The organism is Zobellia sp. 1_MG-2023, assembly GCF_030549125.1.
Classification (GTDB): Bacteria; Bacteroidota; Bacteroidia; order Flavobacteriales; family Flavobacteriaceae; genus Zobellia; species Zobellia russellii.
This window is the reverse complement of the sequence record NZ_JAUOSY010000005.1, coordinates 342,980-362,256: the sequence shown is the minus strand read 5'-3', so window position 1 is coordinate 362,256 and position 19,277 is coordinate 342,980. Positions and strand designations below refer to the sequence as shown.

Below are 19,277 nucleotides of genomic sequence, written 5' to 3'. Positions count from 1 at the left end.
ACATTTGTTCCGTCACCATTAGTGAACTCATAAAGACCGCCTCCTAAATCCGTAATGTCCGATTTGGAAACCGTTACAGTAGTTCCTTCTTCATCCACTAAAGTGATGTTCCCGTCATTGTTATCTTCTATACGTACGATGCTCTCCTGGATGGAAACCGTAGTCCCGTCTTCCTTTTGGTATACACCGATTTCGTTTCCGTTGGTCGAAGTTCCGGTGATGTCCGTAATTGTTTCGTCTATTTCCGTTACCGTACCGTCCGCTTCCGTTACCGTGGCAATCAGGTTACCAGCAATAACATTAGTAATATCGATTCCGTTCGTGTTGATATCCACGTCCGTTCCATCGCCATTGGTGAAACGGTAAAGGCCGCCTCCCAAATCCGTAATGTCCGATTTGGAAACCGTTACAGTATTTCCTTCTTCATCCACTAAAGTGATGTTCCCGTCATTGTTATCTTCTATACGTACGATGCTCTCCTGGATGGAAACCGTAGTCCCGTCTTCCTTTTGGTATACACCGATTTCGTTTCCGTTGGTCGAAGTTCCGGTGATGTCCGTAATTGTTTCGTTGATATCTGTTGTTGACCCATCTGCCTCGATTACGGTTGCAATGCGATTTCCTGGAACGATATTGCCAATAGACATTCCGTTGGTGTCAATAGTAACATTTGTTCCGTCACCATTAGTGAACTCATAAAGACCGCCTCCTAAATCCGTAATGTCCGATTTGGAAACCGTTACTTGGGCTCCTAATTCATTTGTAAATGTTACATTACCATCACCTTCATCACTTATATCCGTTATTGTTTCATTAATTGTAACTAAATCACCGTTCTCGTTTTCATAAACTCCAATAGCATTTCCTGTGGTTGCAGTTCCCGTTAATGAAGTAATGGTCTCAATTGGCAATATAACAGACGCAGTGCCTCCGTTTTCTAAGGTAAGCGTAAGTTCTCCGCTTATACCGTCAAAAGTAAAGTTCTGAAGTTGCTGATCATCGGAAGAGGTCAACTCCCAAGAATCACCATCCCAAAAATAGATAGTCCCTGTATCCGTATTTACATAAATATCACCTATGTCAGCACCTGCAGGAGTAGTCAATCCTGGAGCTGTAACATCGGTACCGCTTAGCACCTCACAGTTACATTGGTCTTCTAAATTGACCGTAGTCTGTGCAAATGCTAATCCGGAGATTAGGAAAACTAAGATTATACTTATTTTTTTCATGACCATTACTTTACTTAAAACCGTATTGTTCCAAATCTTTATAATTACCGTGCGAACTAACCTTAGACGCAGTGTACTATTTATTCCAAAAAAAACATATCTGAATTCCGCCCCGGACATTGCACCTTAGAAGTGCCTTTTGGTATGGTGAAGAGGATGAAGAACATCCTAAATGCCACTTGGTTTATATAGAATAAACCTATGTCAAACTTTGGTTAAGTTATTCAGTTTTTTGGGTTGTGTTGAACCAATCCTATTGAGAATGATCCAATTACACTTTACAAAATTAACCTTAGTACCTGCAATGGAAAATAATTGTTGTATAAGTGTGAATTCCTATTGTATACGTACTGAAAAATGAGGTCTTGGTTTATTTTTTTCCTGTGTTAATCGTCGATAAGTTCAATAATATCGCTATACTACAGATGGTCATATGTTTACGAGAATAGTGTAATATGTAGAAAAATAGAGGTTAAAAATGGTGCCTAAAACGAACGTAGAACGGTTTAAATTTGGACAAACTTACATTTCATATTTAACCATTATATAACATTGTTAATTTGGCTTTACTCTGTAAGTTATTCGCCTATTCGTAATAACAGTATACGCCTTAATTATACTTAAAGGAGAAAACTCAGAAGTAGAGTTTGCCAACGTAGCCGTAGTAGTTACCGTGTTACCTAAACCAATACCTGAAGGAAGTGGAATACTGAATTTAAACTTGTTGGTATTGTCCGTATTATTATCATCATCGCTATAAGCGGTAATCCTTGATTCCGAATCGGAAGCAGAACCTTCTACCATGGTGCCTAGGTACCGTTGTCCCTCTCCATAATCATAGGTCATGCCCAATCTATTATCTCCTGCAGAGGCCGTTCCTTCGTTAATGTCAGTTGCAAACAACTCTATAGTAGCTCCCGGTCTTGACCAGCCCTCTACTACCAGATTTGATCCTGAAACATACGCACCTGTAATTACAGGGAAATTTAGGACACCATTGGGACCATTATCCGAGTCTCCGGAGTCATTAATGGTTACCCCATCACCAAAACCATCAGATAAATCAATATCTATTCCTAGAGCAGGACTTGCCGTACCGTTTGCGTAAATTGAGTTCCTAGAGATTAAGTTTCCTGATGTATTCCCGCCACTTAGAACAATACCTGCCCCGCCACTGGAAGTTATAATGTTATTGGTTACAGACGAATTACTTCCATCCAAACGAATACCCACGTTTGCATCATCTCCCGAACATTTACCTCCATCTTGACCCGAGTTGGAAATTGTATTCTCCGTAATGGTCAAAGAACCGCTTATTCCTTCTGCATCTACGCCTAGGGAAGCAGCTCTATCAATTAAGTTTTGCTGAATTATAATTCCAGACCCACCACTAATTTTTATATTATCAAAACAAGCGTTGTTTCCATTGTCCGTAATATGATTGTTTTGTATTAGGGTAGACGTTCCTCCGTTCACCAAAATACCTTCATCCGTATTTCTTGCTATATAATTGCTGTCTACAATAGATGTTCCTCCAATAATTTCCACGCCATAATCTATATTTCCCGATGCATTGCCACGAGCATTCACACCCAGTAAACTGTGCGACACAGATGCAGACCCACCCTGAATAATAATTCCTGCATTATTATTGGCACGAACAGCAATATTACGAGTTACCACATTTGTACCGTTTAATTGCAATACATCACCTGAGGGACTATATAATTCAATTTCCGGTAGGTCAAAGTTTGGCAGATTCGTATTTGAAACTCCTACCCCTGTTCCTCCAGAACCAACAGTTCCTGTATTTGTGTTACCCGAATAAGCAGTTTGCGTACGCCCATCAATAACAGTATTGGAACCAGTTATTACCGGAAAATCGTTGGGATTGGACATGGCAATATTAAAGTATCCATTCGCAAAATTGGCATCGGCCGTTCGCCCTAATGGATCACTAATAGTTGGTATCATAAATATTGAAGTGTCCTCACCTGTCGCTGGATCAAATATACCGTTCGCTTCAATATCCAAACCAACTTCTCCTATTGCATTTGAATTCAATATAAACTGAGTAAGTGAACCTTGTCCGTTCTCGTTTGTATTTACTATAGTATTAAAATTAAATCCAAAATTAATACCTACAACACCGTTACCGGCCACCTCAACACTAGCTATGCTTTGAGCATTATTGAAAACACCCAATGATACATCCTGAGTTGCTGTTGGGTCAGTTCCCCCAACTTCATCTGTTACATCTACGATACTACCAGATATCATTTCGGTTTTATATGTCTGAACGGGGTAACATGCAGAACAGTTTGCTCCACTATCTCTAGTAGACCGGACCGTTGAGCTCACTACTTTTATAAAGTAGTCTCCATCTGCCATGCCTCCAAACGAATAATTTCCGTTCGCCTCTGTATTTTTTCTTTGGATAAAATTACCAGAAGAATCAAAAAGCTCTACGATTGCACCCGAAATCCCTACTCCTCCAGAGGCCAATTGATCACGGCCTGCGCCACCCGGATAATTGACATCTTCAAAAACACGACCTGCAATTAAGTTGGACGGCACTTTCAATACCACCGCTGCAGAAATCACAAAATCCTGACCTACGTCAACATTTGCTGTGACCTCACTATCTGCCGGTTGAATAAATGATGAAATATCATAAGTATCTAAATCTATACCGTAAGTAGCAGCATTATTATAAACCGGAGGACCTACCGTATTGTCATAAATTGTAGAGTTATAGGAGTTATTACCTGTTTGACCTCCATCTCCCGTAAGAATAAAATTTTGATTTCTTTGATTGGTAATGGACAGTTCTTCAGGATTGGTAGAGCCAGAACTAGATCCATTCAAATCTGGATCACCTTCCCACGATAAAAATGAAGCTTTGGCGCCTGTTCCCGATATGGCATAAAAAGAATCTAGCGTAAACGAATTACCATCATTACTTAAACCATCAAAACCCTGGTATAAGTTTATATTTACTGCTGGCAAAGAACGGTCTTCATAAAAAACCATTAACGCCCAGCCACCAAGAACCGTACTTGTTGTACAATATTCTCCCGTATTATTAATGGTAAGACCACTAAAGTCAAAAACATTACTTGATAAATTGGATACGCCTTGAACTATAGTGGTTACATCACTTACATAACCAAAAAAGTTTCTATTGCCCAAAGATGTCTGATATAGAAAGTTAGCAGAAACACTTTGTCCTTCAAAAGTTACATCTGCATCACGAACCGTACTAGAATGAGACCAATACAGATAAGCCCTTTCAACAGAAGCTGTTGCCGGAACAGGAGATACCAAACTATTGGACGATGATGTAGTAACCGCACAAGGACTAGCCCCATTGGGACTTGTACGTAACGTACCTCCGGTAGTTGAGTAATCATAATACCCATCAAATTCTTGAAACAGTGTTAATGGGTCATTTGCTAAGATCTGAGAATTTATGGTACCCTTACCCGCATCGTTATAATTTACAACTGCATACTGGGCATTTGCTCCAGTAAAGACAATATCAAAATCTTCTGCAAATTCCGGAATACCATCATTGGCTATAGGTACAGAAATGGTCTGAACATTATTTAACTCTCCTGTAAAGGTTAGCGTTCCTGATGTGGCGGTATAATCGCTTCCTGCCAAAGCCAATCCGTCTACGGTCTCAAAATCTACCGTAAATGGGGCTTCAACAAAACCAAACAAAAATATATTTCTTCCGTGCGCAGCTCTTGTAGACCTTACGGTAAACACGGCATTACCCACATCTTCATCAATTGTAATGTCCTCAATTATAATAATGGGACCGTCAGGAAAACAATTGATTTCTGCCTCCCAACCAGCTCCGGTGTTATTTCCGTTAGAAACAAACCTAAACGTTAGACAGCCTGAAGCAGCCGAAGAATTTATTGAAGTGGGTACATTGGCACTATCATACTGACCTATTAAAGTAGCTCCCGTTGAATTACCATCATAAATATAGAGTATATCTCCAGAAACAATCTCGAAACTTGTAAAGTTGACATTCAAATATGTATCAGCTGTATCCGGACATATGGTATAGGTTACATCTTGATTATTAGAATAATTAGAGAGTCCGCCCGGATCAAAAAAGGTATCGCTACATGTAGTTGCACTACCGTCATTAGTCATTATTAAGGCGTCATCATCTATAATCGTTGCTGTAGCTGTATCACTAATGTCTACTTGAGGATCTGATGCTAGAGTGAATTCCAATATGAAATTTTCCGGATTCTCAATAGTACCATCATCTAAAATGGGAACGGTAACTGTTTCCGTATCACCTGACGTACCATTGAAGTTTAAAATACCAGATGAAGAAGTATAATCGTTACCATCAATTGCAGACCCATCTACCGTTCTGTAATTGACCGTAAAAGGAGCTGTAGCGTTCGTACCTATATGCCGTACGGTAAAAGTAGCATTGCCCCCGTCTTCATCTACTGTTATATCATTTACCTCCAGAACAGGAATAGGTGCGGGAAAAGTTGCAGAAATCTGAAAATTATCGATAAAGGCGTAATCATTATTATTCCAGTTATTGCCCGATTTAGCTAATCTTACGGTTGTAGTTGCTGAAATAAAACCAGATATATCTTGACTAAAAATTCCTGTATTATTACCATTAATCGTACCCACTGTAGTATAAGACGCACCTCCATTATTAGAAACCTGGATACCTAACGCTCTACCGTTTGTAAGACTAATTGTTGTATAATTAAAACTTAACACAGCTGTTGCAGCCCCATTAAGATTAGCCGATCTGCGTACGGTCTCAGAATATATCCAATAAAATTCAAGTCTATTACTACTTATTCTTATATATTGACTGGCAGGACCATTATTTGTATCGCCAGTTTCTACCCAATTTGTAGAAAAGTTAGAACTGCCATTATTATTTGAGTAAGATACACTGCTAAAATTATCGCGATAAGTTTCTTGTGCGACCAACTGTAACGAACACAGCATCGCCAAAAAAACATAAAAAATTCTAGTATGATTATACACTATTTTTAGCACTTTTTAAAGCTTTGAATAGATGCCGACCGAACGGACCGAGCACTTAACCCAGCAAATATATCCGTACTAGAACTACCTAAGAAAAATTTGTTGTGAAGACACCAATAGAGAGCGTAACCGATAGTTTTTACAATGTTTAGGTATTTTAAAGCACGTTGAATTGCCTTTAAAATAGATACATTATCGATTAAATACTTATCTACTTTGTAAAGTACTGTGAACAAAAAAGGCAGCTACTTTAAAGTAGCTGCCTTTGGTATTGTATTTCTTAGATATACTATTCCAGAATAATAAATTCCGATCGTCTGTTCAGTTCATGGTCCTTATCCGAACATTTGACACCATTGGCACATTGGTTAATCAATTTAGTTTCACCAAAACCTTCGCTATCCAACCTTTCTTTGGCTATCCCTCTTTTTATCATATAATTGACCGTAGCTTCCGCTCGTTTCTGAGAGAGCCATAAGTTATAGGAATCCTTACCTCTACTATCCGTATGGGAGTTTACCTTAATCCTCAAACTTGGGTATTTTTCCATTGCAGCAATTACCTTCTCAACCTCTATTTCAGAATCTTTGCGAATGTTGTATTTATTAAAATCAAAGTAGATAGTACTCAATTGTAATAGTTTGGCTAAATCATCGCCAAAGCCGGCACTAATAGAATTTCTCTCTAGATAAAAGTCTATGGTTTTAGGTTCCCCATCAGATTTTCCTAAATACTCTTCAGATGGAATATACCCCTCTGTCATAGCTCTTACAAAATTACCTTGAGTACAATCTACCAATAAGCTATACTTACCTTCAGCATCTGTAATGGCCGACATTATTTCGTCATTATTTTCATTGATGACCTTAACCGATGCCCCAATTAAAGGCTCATTGGATATTTTGTCCCGCACTACCCCGGAAATAGCCTGTTCACAGTCAATCACCAACGATTTGGTTTCCAAGAAAGCGTAAATATCATCAGCTCCCTGCCCTTCCGAGCGGTTAGAGGCAAAATACCCTTTTTTAGTTTCTTCGTTAAAGACAAACGTAAAATCATCCATTCTTCCGTTAACGGGTTCACCTACATTCATAACGTTTCCATCCAACCTTCCATTGGCTACTTTAGTAGCAAAAATATCCAAGCCCCCAAGACCAGGATGGCCATCAGAAGAGAAATAAAGGACATCTTCGCTTGAAACAAAAGGAAAGGTTTCCCTAGCCTCTGTATTAATTACCGAACCTAGATTTTCAGGAGTACCGTAGGTTCCATCATCGTTTATGGAAACCCTAAAAATATCAGATTCCCCTAAAGAACCGGGCATATCCGATGCAAAATATAAGGTCTTTTCATCTGCACTTAATGTGGGATGGGCTACAGAGTAATCATTGCTATTAAAGGGTAGTTCCTCTATATTAGACCATACACCCTCTACCATTTTAGCCTTGAAAATTTTAAGACGTATTACTCCTTTTTCGTCTTTTACATATTTTCCGGACTTAAAATTATTTCTAGTGAAATATAAAATGTCCCCGGCCTTGTTTACTGTTGATGTTGATTCGTGTAATCTTGTATTTACATGGTCTCCAAACTTAATAACAGTACCTTGAGAAATGCTATCTGCGTTTACTTTATATAAATCCAAAAAATCCTTTGAATTCCAAGTATGACGATAGCGAGCAAAATTACCGGTATCCCTATCCGAAGAAAAAATAAGACCCTCTTTATAGAAAGAAGGTGCAAACTCCGAGTACGGAGAATTATATTGAAAAGGCGATACGTTATATCTACCCGAATTTCTTTTAATATCGTTTAGATAGTCTTTCTCGTCTTTGTACGCAGTAGCCCTTACATCATCTGAAGTGGCCTCCAAAAATTTGCCCATAACTTCTTTGGAAGCATCGTACTCCTCTAAAGTTTTTAAGGTCTGTGCATATCTAAAGTAATACTCCGGACCTATTTCTCCCGGATACTCGTCTACCAGTCTTTTGTATGTTTTTGACGCATCCTCGTAATCTGCATTGTAATAGTAAGAATTTCCTAATTTTTTGAGAAGGTCTGCCGAAACATATCCCCTATCCAGTACTTTTTTATAAATATCGATAGCCGGACTAAAAGAGTATTCGTCATATTTTTCATTGGCCTTGGTAATCAATTTTTCTTGAGCAAAACAACTCGTGCCCATCAAAAAGACCAAAACATAAAGAATGTGTATTTTTTTCATCATAAGGCAAGGTTTAGAAGAAACGCGGAGAAACCAGTTTTTCAAATGATTTCACTAATTCCCATCTTAGAAAAATTTCAAAAGATCCGCTATTAAACTGTGTACTACCAAAGTCTGTTGTTTCTTTATCATATGCCAACCCTAACATAATTTGGTCAGATATCTGAAAGCCAGCAAGAGCACTTACAGCGGCATCCCATCTGTAAGCTGCACCAAAAGAAAACTTCTCTGCAAACAGAAAATTAGCTGAGACATCTACCTGAAGCGGTGCACCACCTACAACCTTTGTCAATAGAGCAGGCTTAAATTTAAAGTTATCATTTAAATCAAAAACGTATCCTGTAATCAAGTAAAAGTTAACACGATCTTTAGCCAAAAAGTCAATTTGGTTAGCATCCGAGTTGGCCGAATCAAAATGTTCTACCTCTAATAAATTGGGAGCAGAAAGTCCCGCATAAAATTTATCGGTATGGTAGTACATTCCCAGTCCTACGTTAGGAGAAAATCGGTTTTCAATATTATCGGTACCTACAGCTTCTTCAAAACCTGGTCTCTGTCTTAATTGTTCAAAATCCAAATTGAGAATATTACCTCCCAACTTTAATCCAAAAGATAGTTTTCCTTTTAAAGAAACGTCAATTGAATATGAGATCAACCCATCTATATAAGTTTCTTGAACAGTGCCCTCTCCTATTTTGTCGTTTACTATAGACAAACCGTAACCTACTTTACTGTTCCTTATGGGAGAGTGTAAATTGATGGTAAAAGTCTCTGGAGATCCATCTAAACCTACCCATTGAGACCTGTATAGGCCCGCAATACTCAATTGCCCCCTAGAACCTGCATAGGCAGGGTTAACGCTCATTGTATTAAACATATACTGAGTGTACTGGGCATCTTGTTGGGCCGAAGCCGTTTGACAATAGACCAATACCAAGAATAGGCCTGCTAGTAGTTTATTTCTTATAATCATACCTACTTTATAGATTATTTGCTGATGTAAATATAACCACTATCAGTTATATTAGCTTTATTTACAGTGTTGTACTTAAAGATATAAAAATAAACCCCTGCCGGTAAATAATCCTGACCAGCTATTGTAGACCTTCCTTTTGATCTACCATCGAACACATTGTTCTGGTTATTGTAATCATCTCCTTCGTATACAGCAACACCCCATCTATTGAAAATCTTAAGATTATTATCTAAAGCTTTATCAACATTTTCAATCCACAAGAATTCATTTTTACCATCTCCGTTAGGGGTTACCATTTGCATCACTACAATTTCAGTATCCTCTTCTGGATCTAGGTATGAAGGCGTACCATCACCATCCAAATCATCATCAGTTGGGTCTCCGTTATTATTTCCGTCTTCGTCCGGCGTATCAATTCCATCACCATCATCATCTAAATCACGATAGTTTACATCTTCGGTACCATCCGTGTCCGGTAGATCATTGGCCGGATCATCAATTTCATCGTTTACATCAAAACCATCATTAACATCGCTACCCTCGTAACCGTCATCAAGACCATCTCCATCCGTATCTGTACCTGTAAAGGATTGATCAGGTGCTCCATCAAAATTAAAATCATTGCCTTCATTATGATCAAACACTAAATCATTATCACTATCCGAATCCAAGTAATCCTCTTCATCTGTACCATCTGTATTAACAGGCGTCAATCCATCAGGGTATGCGGAATTTAATCCATCATTGGCTTCATATGTTGCTTCATCGTCATCGTTTGGAGCAATATAGCCCTCCGTAGTTTGTGCCTCAACATTATCCGGAATACCATCATCATCTGAGTCAATATCTAAATGGTTAGGTATAGTATCTCCATCAGAATCCAAAGGATTGGTCAATGGGTCATTATCACCATCTGTGTTTGGGTCTTCAACCGTATCCAAAATACCATCGTTATCATCATCTAAATCTACTCTATCCGGAACACCGTCACCATCCGTATCCTTATCGTTAGGATTAGAATCCGGATCCAGGTAATCTGGTGTGCCGTCTTCGTCCGTATCGTCATTGGTAGGGTCTCCATCTCCATCAATATCTTCATCTGGTGTATCAATGCCATCACCATCATCATCCAAATCGCGATAGTTCACATCTTCTGTACCATCTGTATCAGGCAAGTCATTGGCCGGGTCATCAATTTCATCGTTTACATCAAAACCATCATTAACATCGCTGCCCTCATAACCATCATCTAGACCATCTCCATCCGTATCTATTCCGGTATAAGTCTGATCTGGCTTACCATCAAAATTGAAGTCATTGCCTTCGTTATTATCTGGAACAGTGTCATTGTCACTATCCAAGTCAATATAATCCTCCGTGTCTTCCCCATCTGTATTCACCGGAGTAAGACCATCTGGGTAAGCTGAGTTTAAACCATCGTTAGCAGCATATGTTGCTTCATCATCTTCATTAGGCGCTATATAACCATCCGTAGTTTGTGCCTCAACGTTATCCGGAATACCGTCATCATCAGAATCAATATCCAAATGATTAGGAATACCATCTTCATCTGTATCCAATGGGTTCGTTAATGGATTATCATCTCCATCTGTGTTAGGGTCTTCTACCGTATCTAAAATACCATCGTTATCATCATCCAAATCCGTTATATCCGGAACACCATCACCATCTGTATCTGTAGTAGTATCCTCATCAAAGTCAAGATAATCTGGTGTACCGTCTTCATCCGAATCATCATTGGTAGGATCCCCATCTTCATCTGCATCTTCATCCGGTGTGTTTATTCCATCACCATCATCATCCAAATCACGATAGTTTACATCTTCTGTACCATCCGTATCAGGCAAGTCGTTAGCAGGGTCATCAATTTCATCATTAACATCATAACCGTCATTAACATCACTACCTTCATAACCATCGTCTAGACCATCTCCATCTGTATCTATTCCGGTATAAGTCTGATCAGGAATACCGTCAAAATTAAAATCGTTTCCTTCGTTATTATCCGGAACATCATCATTATCACTATCTGCATCTAGATAATCCTCAACATCACTACTATCAGTATTAACGGGGGTCAACCCATCAGGATACGCAGAATTAAGTCCGTCATTAGAATCATAAGTAGCAGCATCGTCATCATTTGGTGCTATATAAACATCTGTAGTCTGAGCTTCTACATTATCAGGAATACCATCGTTATCCGAATCAATATCCAAATGATTTGGAATACCATCTTCATCTAAATCATAGGGGTCCGTTAGCGGATTATCATCACCGTCAATATTAGGATCTTCAACTGTATCCAAAATACCATCATTATCATCATCCAAATCTACATTATCGTTAACACCATCACCATCCGTATCCGGACATATAACAGGTATAATTCTCAAACGAATACCGTTTACAGGAAAACTAGAAGTAGTATAGAACTGAATCTCATTTGCCAAACCTTGTGATAACCACACAAAACGGTTAGGACCAAATATAGGAGCTGCCGTTGTGTTCTCTACAAAGTAATCATTGGTTTCATTACCAGAAATAATTCCTGTAGGCAAAGCTGTGGTCTGGACATACTCTACATTATCCAAAGCAAGAATACCATCTCTATGGTTAGAATCTACACGAGCAGAGTGCTCTGCTATAATTTGTACCGGCACGGTTCCTGAGAAAGTAAAAGTGGCCGGTAAATCTTTATTAACCTCAAAAAGCCCCAAAGAACTTTTTGTACTTGCTCCTTGTACACTTACCAAAATAGAACCTGCCGGAAGTCCCCACTTGGAACTCACATCTACATTGTCTGCAGAGAGGCTACCATCTGTAACCCCATCAGAAAAACCAAAGTCTCCCGGTCTAATCTCTTTATTATCCAAACGGGTACAACCATCAGCATCAAACATGTAAGCTGGTTGCACTTCTTCCTTGGTCTCTTTTTCCGAATCTAACGTATCGGAGAAATTTTCAAAGGAGCTATTTATCCCAAAAAGGACTACAGCAAGTACATAAGTAAATGCCTTGAACGTTTTGTTCTTAAAATTCAGTAGAGTAAAGTTTTCCATAAATGTTTAGCTTTTATTAAACTAATCACCATGGCGTGTAGGTCAAAAATGTGGTTGGCAAGAAGTTGGGAGACTTCAATTCTAGGTGCAAGATATATTTAATATTTCGTTAACCAAATTGTTTTGAAAGTATAAATTATGAATAATCCTCCAAAGACAAATATATTCGGTAAAGGGCTGAAAACAATACAATTTATATAGTTTTCATTTCCCTATTATCATGCACAAACCTAAACTATAACCAATGAAAATCGGGATTTTCTGCCGTTCATCGATATATACCAAACCCTATCACTTAACACAAAAAACCACCTAAATCTTAGCCTCAAGGCTTGGTTTTAACTCAACATAAATCAGGTCATAACTAGAATTTAATGTATTTTTGCACAAATTTTCTTCATGAGTTTTAAAGACGAGATCCAAAGGCGTAGAACCTTTGGAATAATTTCCCACCCGGATGCCGGTAAGACAACATTAACCGAAAAACTTCTGTTATTTGGTGGTGCCATTCAGGAGGCGGGTGCTGTAAAAAACAATAAAATCAAGAAAACGGCCACGAGTGACTTTATGGAAATAGAGCGCCAAAGAGGTATCTCCGTTGCTACATCCGTACTTGCCTTTATATATAAGGATAAGAAAATAAACATTCTTGATACTCCTGGGCATAAAGATTTTGCCGAAGATACCTTTAGAACACTTACAGCTGTAGATAGTGTTATAGTTGTGGTTGATGTTGCCAAAGGTGTGGAAGAGCAGACCGAAAAATTGGTGCAGGTTTGTAGAATGCGAAACATTCCTATTATTGTTTTTATAAACAAATTGGATAGAGAGGGGCGGGATGCTTTTGACCTTCTTGACGATTTGGAGCAAAAACTTGGCCTATCCGTTACCCCTTTAAGTTTCCCAATTGGTATGGGTTATGATTTTAAAGGTATTTACAATATCTACGAAAAGAACATTAATCTTTTTAGCGGTGATAGTAAAAAAAATATTGAGGAAACTATAGCCTTTGACTCTATTGAAAGCCCTGAACTCGAGAAAATTATAGGAAACAATGCCGCGGAAGAACTTCGTGATAACTTAGAGTTGGTAAGAGGTGTATATCCTGATTTCGATAAAGAAAGCTATTTGCAAGGTGAGCAACAGCCCGTATTCTTTGGCTCTGCCCTTAATAATTTTGGTGTTCGGGAGCTATTGGATTGTTTTATAGAAATTGCCCCATCTCCTCGCCCTAAAAAAGCTGAAGAAAGAGTTGTTGAGGCAAATGAAAAGGAAATGTCCGGTTTTGTATTTAAGATACATGCCAATATGGACCCAAAACATCGTGACCGTTTGGCGTTTATTAAAATTGTGTCCGGAACGTTTGAACGAAATAAACCCTACCTTCATGTTAGAAATGGAAAAAAACTAAAATTCTCAAGTCCGAATGCGTTTTTTGCCGAGAAAAAAGAAATCGTGGATATATCCTATCCCGGAGATATTGTTGGGCTTCATGATACAGGTAATTTTAAAATAGGCGATACCTTAACCGAAGGAGAAGAACTACACTACAAAGGCATCCCTAGCTTCTCTCCTGAACACTTTAGGTACATTAACAATGCAGACCCAATGAAGTCCAAACAGCTTTACAAGGGCATTGACCAGCTTATGGATGAAGGTGTAGCGCAGTTATTTACGCTAGAAATGAACGGCAGAAAGGTTATAGGAACTGTAGGAGCACTTCAGTTTGAGGTTATTCAATACCGTCTTGAACATGAATATGGCGCCAAATGTACCTATGAAAACTTCCCGGTTTTCAAAGCCTGTTGGGTAGAAGCATCAGACCCTAAAAACGAAGAATTTAAAGAATTCAAAAGAGTGAAACAGAAATTTTTAGCCAAGGACAAGCGAAATCAATTGGTATTCTTGGCCGATTCTCAATTCTCTTTACAAATGACCCAACAAAAATACCCTAGCGTAAAACTTCATTTTGTTTCTGAGTTTGATTAGAAACCGGAAAAATTTATAAAATAAAAAATGCCCTTTGTAGTAACAAAGGGCATTTTTTATTCTTAAGCCTCTCCTGTTGGCCCAAAATTAATTGGTATTGGAGGTTGCTCGTAGTCCTTAATAGTTCCGTGAGCAGCTTCAAACCTATTTACATTATCATTCAAAGCCTTTAAAAACTTTTTGGCATGCTGCGGAGTCAGAACAATTCTGCTCTTTACCTTGGCTTTGGGAGCCCCTGGCATCATGCTTATAAAGTCAACTACAAATTCTGATACTGAATGATTAATGATTGCCAGATTGGAATAGATTCCTTCAGCTGTCTTTTCATCAAGTTCAATATTGATTTGGTTCTGTTTTTGTTCTTTTTCGCTCATATGTAAAAAAATAAACCCTCAATAGAAACTATTGAGGGTTTTAATTATTTGAGTTTAAAATTTCAAGGCCTCTTTGCGCGCCATGATTTCATCATACTCTTCTTTAGAGCCAACTATGATGTTCTCATAGTCTCTCATACCTGTACCTGCTGGGATCTTATGTCCAACAATAACATTCTCCTTCAAGCCTTCCAATGTATCTACTTTACCACTTACAGCAGCTTCGTTCAATACTTTAGTAGTTTCTTGGAAAGATGCCGCAGATATAAACGATTTAGTCTGTAGAGACGCACGTGTAATACCCTGTAGAATTGGCGTAGCCGTAGCCGCAACCGCATCGTTGGCCGTAACTAGATTCTTATCCGAACGTTTCAAGACAGAATTTTCATCTCTCAATTCACGAGCAGTAATAATCTGACCAGGTTTAAGGTTTTCTGAATCACCTGCATCTACAACAACCTTCTTACCAAAAATCTCATCGTTTTCCTGGATAAAGTCATCCTTATGAACCAATTGGTTTTCTAAGAAAATAGTATCTCCCGGATCTTGAATACGAACTTTACGCATCATCTGTCTAACAACAACCTCAAAGTGCTTATCATTAATCTTCACACCCTGCAGACGGTATACTTCTTGAACTTCGTTCACTAAATACTGTTGTACTGCTGATGGGCCTTTGATCTTAAGGATATCCTCTGGAGTTATAGAACCATCTGACAATGGCATACCGGCACGAACATAATCATTCTCCTGTACCAAAATCTGATTGGAAAGTTTCACCAAGTATTTCTTGACTTCACCTAACTTAGATTCAATAATGATCTCACGGTTACCTCTTTTGATTTTCCCGAAAGAAACAACACCGTCAATTTCTGAAACAACCGCCGGGTTAGAAGGGTTACGCGCTTCAAAAAGTTCGGTTACCCTTGGAAGACCACCGGTAATATCACCTGCTTTAGCAGATTTACGTGGTATCTTAACAAGTGTCTTACCTTCTTTAATCTTATCCCCATCATCTACCATAATGTGCGATCCAACCGGAAGGTTGTACGAACGTAATGTTTCCCCTTTATTATCTTGGATCAAGAGAGTTGGTATCAATTTCTTGTTACGAGATTCAGAGATTACTTTTTCCTGGAAACCAGTCTGTTCATCAATCTCTACTTGATAAGTAACACCTTGCTCAATATTCTCGTAAGCAATCTTACCTGGGAACTCAGAAACAATTACACCGTTATATGGATCCCAAGAACAAACAACATCGCCTTTAGTAATGGTTGCTCCATTCTCTATGAACAATTGCGAACCGTAAGGTATATTATTAGTACTTAAAGTAATACCGGTTTTCTTATCTACAACTTTGATTTCAGAGGTTCTAGAAATAACAATAGTGGCAGGATTACCCTCATTGTCGGTTCCTATAACCGTTCTTAAATCTTCTATTTCCGCTACACCGCTAAATTTAGCGATCAACTTGTTATCTTCAGAAATGTTACCTGCAATACCACCCACGTGGAATGTACGTAACGTAAGCTGTGTACCTGGCTCACCAATGGATTGTGCTGCCACAACACCTACTGCCTCACCTCTTTGTACCATTTTATTGGTAGATAGGTTTCTACCGTAACATTGAGCACAAATTCCCTTAGGCGCTTCACATGTTAATGCAGAACGTACTTCTACTTTCTCAACAGGAGATTCTTCAATTCTCTTAGCATCGGCCTCCATTATTTCCTGACCAGCAACAAGTAATTGCTCCTCAGTTAATGGATCAAATACATCATGTAATGAAACCCTACCTAAGATACGAGCTCCAAGAGATTCCACAACTTCTTCATTCTTCTTAAGGGCAGAAACTTCAACCCCTCTTAAGGTCTCACAATCTGTAATGTTAATGATTACATCTTGAGAAACATCTACCAAACGACGTGTTAAGTAACCTGCATCCGCCGTTTTAAGGGCAGTATCCGCAAGACCTTTACGAGCACCGTGAGTAGAAATAAAGTATTCAAGGATGGAAAGACCTTCCTTAAAGTTAGAAAGAATCGGGTTTTCAATAATCTCACCACCTCCGGCAGTAGATTTTTTAGGCTTGGCCATCAAACCACGCATACCTGTTAACTGACGAATCTGCTCTTTAGAACCCCTTGCACCAGAATCAAGCATCATGTACACCGAGTTGAATCCTTGCTGATCCTCACGAATACGCTTCATAGCAAGTTCCGTTAACATGGCATTGGTAGATGTCCAAACATCAATTACCTGATTGTAACGTTCATTGTTAGTAATAAGACCCATGTTATAGTTGGTCATAATACCTTCTACCTGAACATTGGCATCGGCAATCATTTCATGCTTCTCTTGAGGAATAATAATATCACCCAAGCTAAATGATAGTCCACCTTTAAAAGCGAACTCATATCCCATTGTCTTAATCTTATCCAAGAAATCGGCAGTGGTCGGAACATCAGTTACAGCCAAAATTCCACCAATAATATCTCTTAAAGATTTTTTGTTCAATACGTCGTTAATGTACCCTGCTGCCTCCGGAACTTCCATGTTGAACAAAACTCTACCTACGGTGGTAGGTATTATTTTGTAAACCAACTCTCCTTCTTCATTAAAGTCCTTAGCTCTAACTTTGATACCTGCGTTCAAGTTTACTTTACCTTCATTAAAGGCAATTTCAACTTCTTCCGCTGAATAAAAAGTAAGACCTTCTCCCGCGATAGGAACTTCAGGTGTAGACTTTCTTTCTTTGGTCATATAGTACAGACCCAATACCATATCCTGAGAAGGTACGGTAATTGGTGATCCATTTGCAGGGTTCAAGATGTTATGCGATGCCAACATCAATAACTGAGCCTCCAAAATAGCTTCTGGTCCTAATGGAAGGTGAACCGCCATCTGGTCACCATCAAAATCCGCGTTAAATGCCGTACAAACCAATGGGTGAAGACGTATTGCCTTACCCTCTATAAGTTTTGGCTGGAACGCCTGAATACCCAAACGGTGCAACGTAGGAGCACGGTTCAACAGTACCGGATGCCCTTTTAGTACGTTTTCAAGAATATCCCAAACAACTGGTTCTTTCTTGTCTATAATTTTCTTAGCGGACTTCACCGTTTTTACAATACCTCTTTCTATCAGTTTTCTGATAACAAAAGGCTTATAAAGTTCGGCAGCCATATCTTTAGGAAGACCACATTCAAACAATTTCATTTCCGGTCCAACAACAATTACCGAACGTGCAGAATAATCAACACGTTTACCCAAAAGGTTTTGACGGAAACGACCTTGCTTACCTTTTAATGAATCCGAAAGAGATTTTAACGGTCTGTTAGATTCCGTTTTTACTGCTGAAGCTTTTCTGGTATTATCAAAAAGAGAATCTACCGCTTCTTGAAGCATACGTTTCTCATTTCTAAGAATTACTTCAGGAGCCTTGATCTCTACCAACCTTTTTAAACGGTTGTTACGAATAATAACCCTTCTGTAAAGGTCGTTCAAATCCGAAGTAGCGAAACGACCACCATCTAGTGGTACCAATGGACGCAATTCTGGCGGAATCACCGGAATTACCTTCATGATCATCCACTCAGGTCTGTTTTCTCTATTTTCTTGAGATTCACGAAGCGCCTCAACTACTTGAAGTCTTTTTAACGCCTCTGTTTTTCTTTGTTTAGAAGTTTCAGTGTTCGCCTTATGACGTAACTGGTACGAAAGTTCTTTTAAGTCTATACGAGCTAAAAGATCTATAAGACATTCCGCACCCATTTTAGCAATAAACTTATTAGGGTCCGTATCTTCTAAATATTGATTTTCAACTGGAATAGATTCCAGAATAGTCAAGTACTCTTCTTCGGTCAAGAAATCCATCTTGTTGATTTCTTCACCTTCAGGTCCTTTGGCAATACCCGGTTGAATTACTACATAACGCTCGTAGTAAATGATCATATCCAATTTCTTGGAAGGTAATCCCAAAAGGTAACCTATTTTATTTGGCAACGAACGGAAGTACCAGATATGAGCTACAGGAACCACTAAGTTAATGTGCCCTACTCTATCTCTACGTACTTTCTTTTCCGTAACCTCAACACCACAACGGTCACAAACAATACCACGGTAACGAATTCTTTTGTATTTACCACAGGCACATTCATAATCCTTAACAGGACCAAAAATACGCTCGCAGAAAAGACCGTCACGCTCTGGCTTGTGCGTTCTATAGTTGATAGTTTCAGGCTTGAGAACTTCTCCTCTTGACTCCGCCAAAATTGCTTCTGGAGAGGCCAATCCGATAGAAATTTTATCAAACCTTTTTATTGGATTATTATCTTTTATTCTAGCCAT

The 19,277-nt window shown here is 38.8% G+C and carries 8 protein-coding genes; 1 reads left to right on the top strand and 7 read right to left on the bottom strand.

Annotated elements, in window-relative coordinates:
• From Q4597_RS13225 to Q4597_RS13205, 5 genes are all read right to left on the bottom strand, one after another.
• Positions 1–1,229, bottom strand: a 1,229-nt coding sequence (locus Q4597_RS13225; protein ID WP_303406531.1) for a hypothetical protein, incomplete at its 3' end; no start/stop codon positions are given.
• Positions 1,230–1,784: 555 nt separating this feature from the next.
• On the bottom strand, positions 1,785–6,239 hold the full coding sequence (locus Q4597_RS13220; protein ID WP_303406530.1) for a Calx-beta domain-containing protein: 4,455 nt from the start codon (positions 6,237–6,239) through the stop codon (positions 1,785–1,787).
• A gap of 328 nt (positions 6,240–6,567) precedes the next feature.
• A complete protein-coding gene (locus Q4597_RS13215; protein ID WP_303406529.1) occupies positions 6,568–8,505 on the bottom strand; it encodes an OmpA family protein in 1,938 nt (645 codons plus the stop codon).
• 10 nt (positions 8,506–8,515) lie between these two features.
• Positions 8,516–9,475, bottom strand: coding sequence for a type IX secretion system membrane protein PorP/SprF (locus Q4597_RS13210; RefSeq protein WP_215441884.1), 960 nt, complete (start codon positions 9,473–9,475; stop codon positions 8,516–8,518).
• A gap of 14 nt (positions 9,476–9,489) precedes the next feature.
• A complete protein-coding gene (locus Q4597_RS13205; RefSeq protein ID WP_303406528.1) occupies positions 9,490–12,561 on the bottom strand; it encodes a gliding motility-associated C-terminal domain-containing protein in 3,072 nt (1,023 codons plus the stop codon).
• 399 nt (positions 12,562–12,960) lie between these two features.
• Between Q4597_RS13205 and Q4597_RS13200 the strand changes: the two genes are divergently transcribed.
• Positions 12,961–14,550 (top strand): peptide chain release factor 3, encoded by a 1,590-nt coding sequence (locus Q4597_RS13200; RefSeq protein WP_215441886.1) that lies wholly within the window; start codon positions 12,961–12,963, stop codon positions 14,548–14,550.
• 62 nt (positions 14,551–14,612) lie between these two features.
• Here the strand turns inward: Q4597_RS13200 and Q4597_RS13195 are convergent, their stop codons facing one another.
• Positions 14,613–14,924, bottom strand: coding sequence for a DUF3467 domain-containing protein (locus Q4597_RS13195; RefSeq protein WP_215441887.1), 312 nt, complete (start codon positions 14,922–14,924; stop codon positions 14,613–14,615).
• 54 nt (positions 14,925–14,978) lie between these two features.
• On the bottom strand, positions 14,979–19,277 hold the full coding sequence (gene rpoC / locus Q4597_RS13190; protein WP_215441888.1) for a DNA-directed RNA polymerase subunit beta': 4,299 nt from the start codon (positions 19,275–19,277) through the stop codon (positions 14,979–14,981).

Bases quoted from the DNA above. Each gene is read 5' to 3' on its own strand.
- Q4597_RS13205 (WP_303406528.1), bottom strand. From the start codon at position 12,561: ATGGAAAACTTTACTCTACTGAATTTTAAGAACAAAACGTTCAAGGCA.
- Q4597_RS13210 (WP_215441884.1), bottom strand. From the start codon at position 9,475: ATGATTATAAGAAATAAACTACTAGCAGGCCTATTCTTGGTATTGGTC.
- Q4597_RS13215 (WP_303406529.1), bottom strand. From the start codon at position 8,505: ATGATGAAAAAAATACACATTCTTTATGTTTTGGTCTTTTTGATGGGC.
- rpoC (WP_215441888.1), bottom strand. From the start codon at position 19,277: ATGGCTAGAATAAAAGATAATAATCCAATAAAAAGGTTTGATAAAATT.
- Q4597_RS13200 (WP_215441886.1), top strand. From the start codon at position 12,961: ATGAGTTTTAAAGACGAGATCCAAAGGCGTAGAACCTTTGGAATAATT.
- Q4597_RS13220 (WP_303406530.1), bottom strand. From the start codon at position 6,239: ATGCTGTGTTCGTTACAGTTGGTCGCACAAGAAACTTATCGCGATAAT.
- Q4597_RS13195 (WP_215441887.1), bottom strand. From the start codon at position 14,924: ATGAGCGAAAAAGAACAAAAACAGAACCAAATCAATATTGAACTTGAT.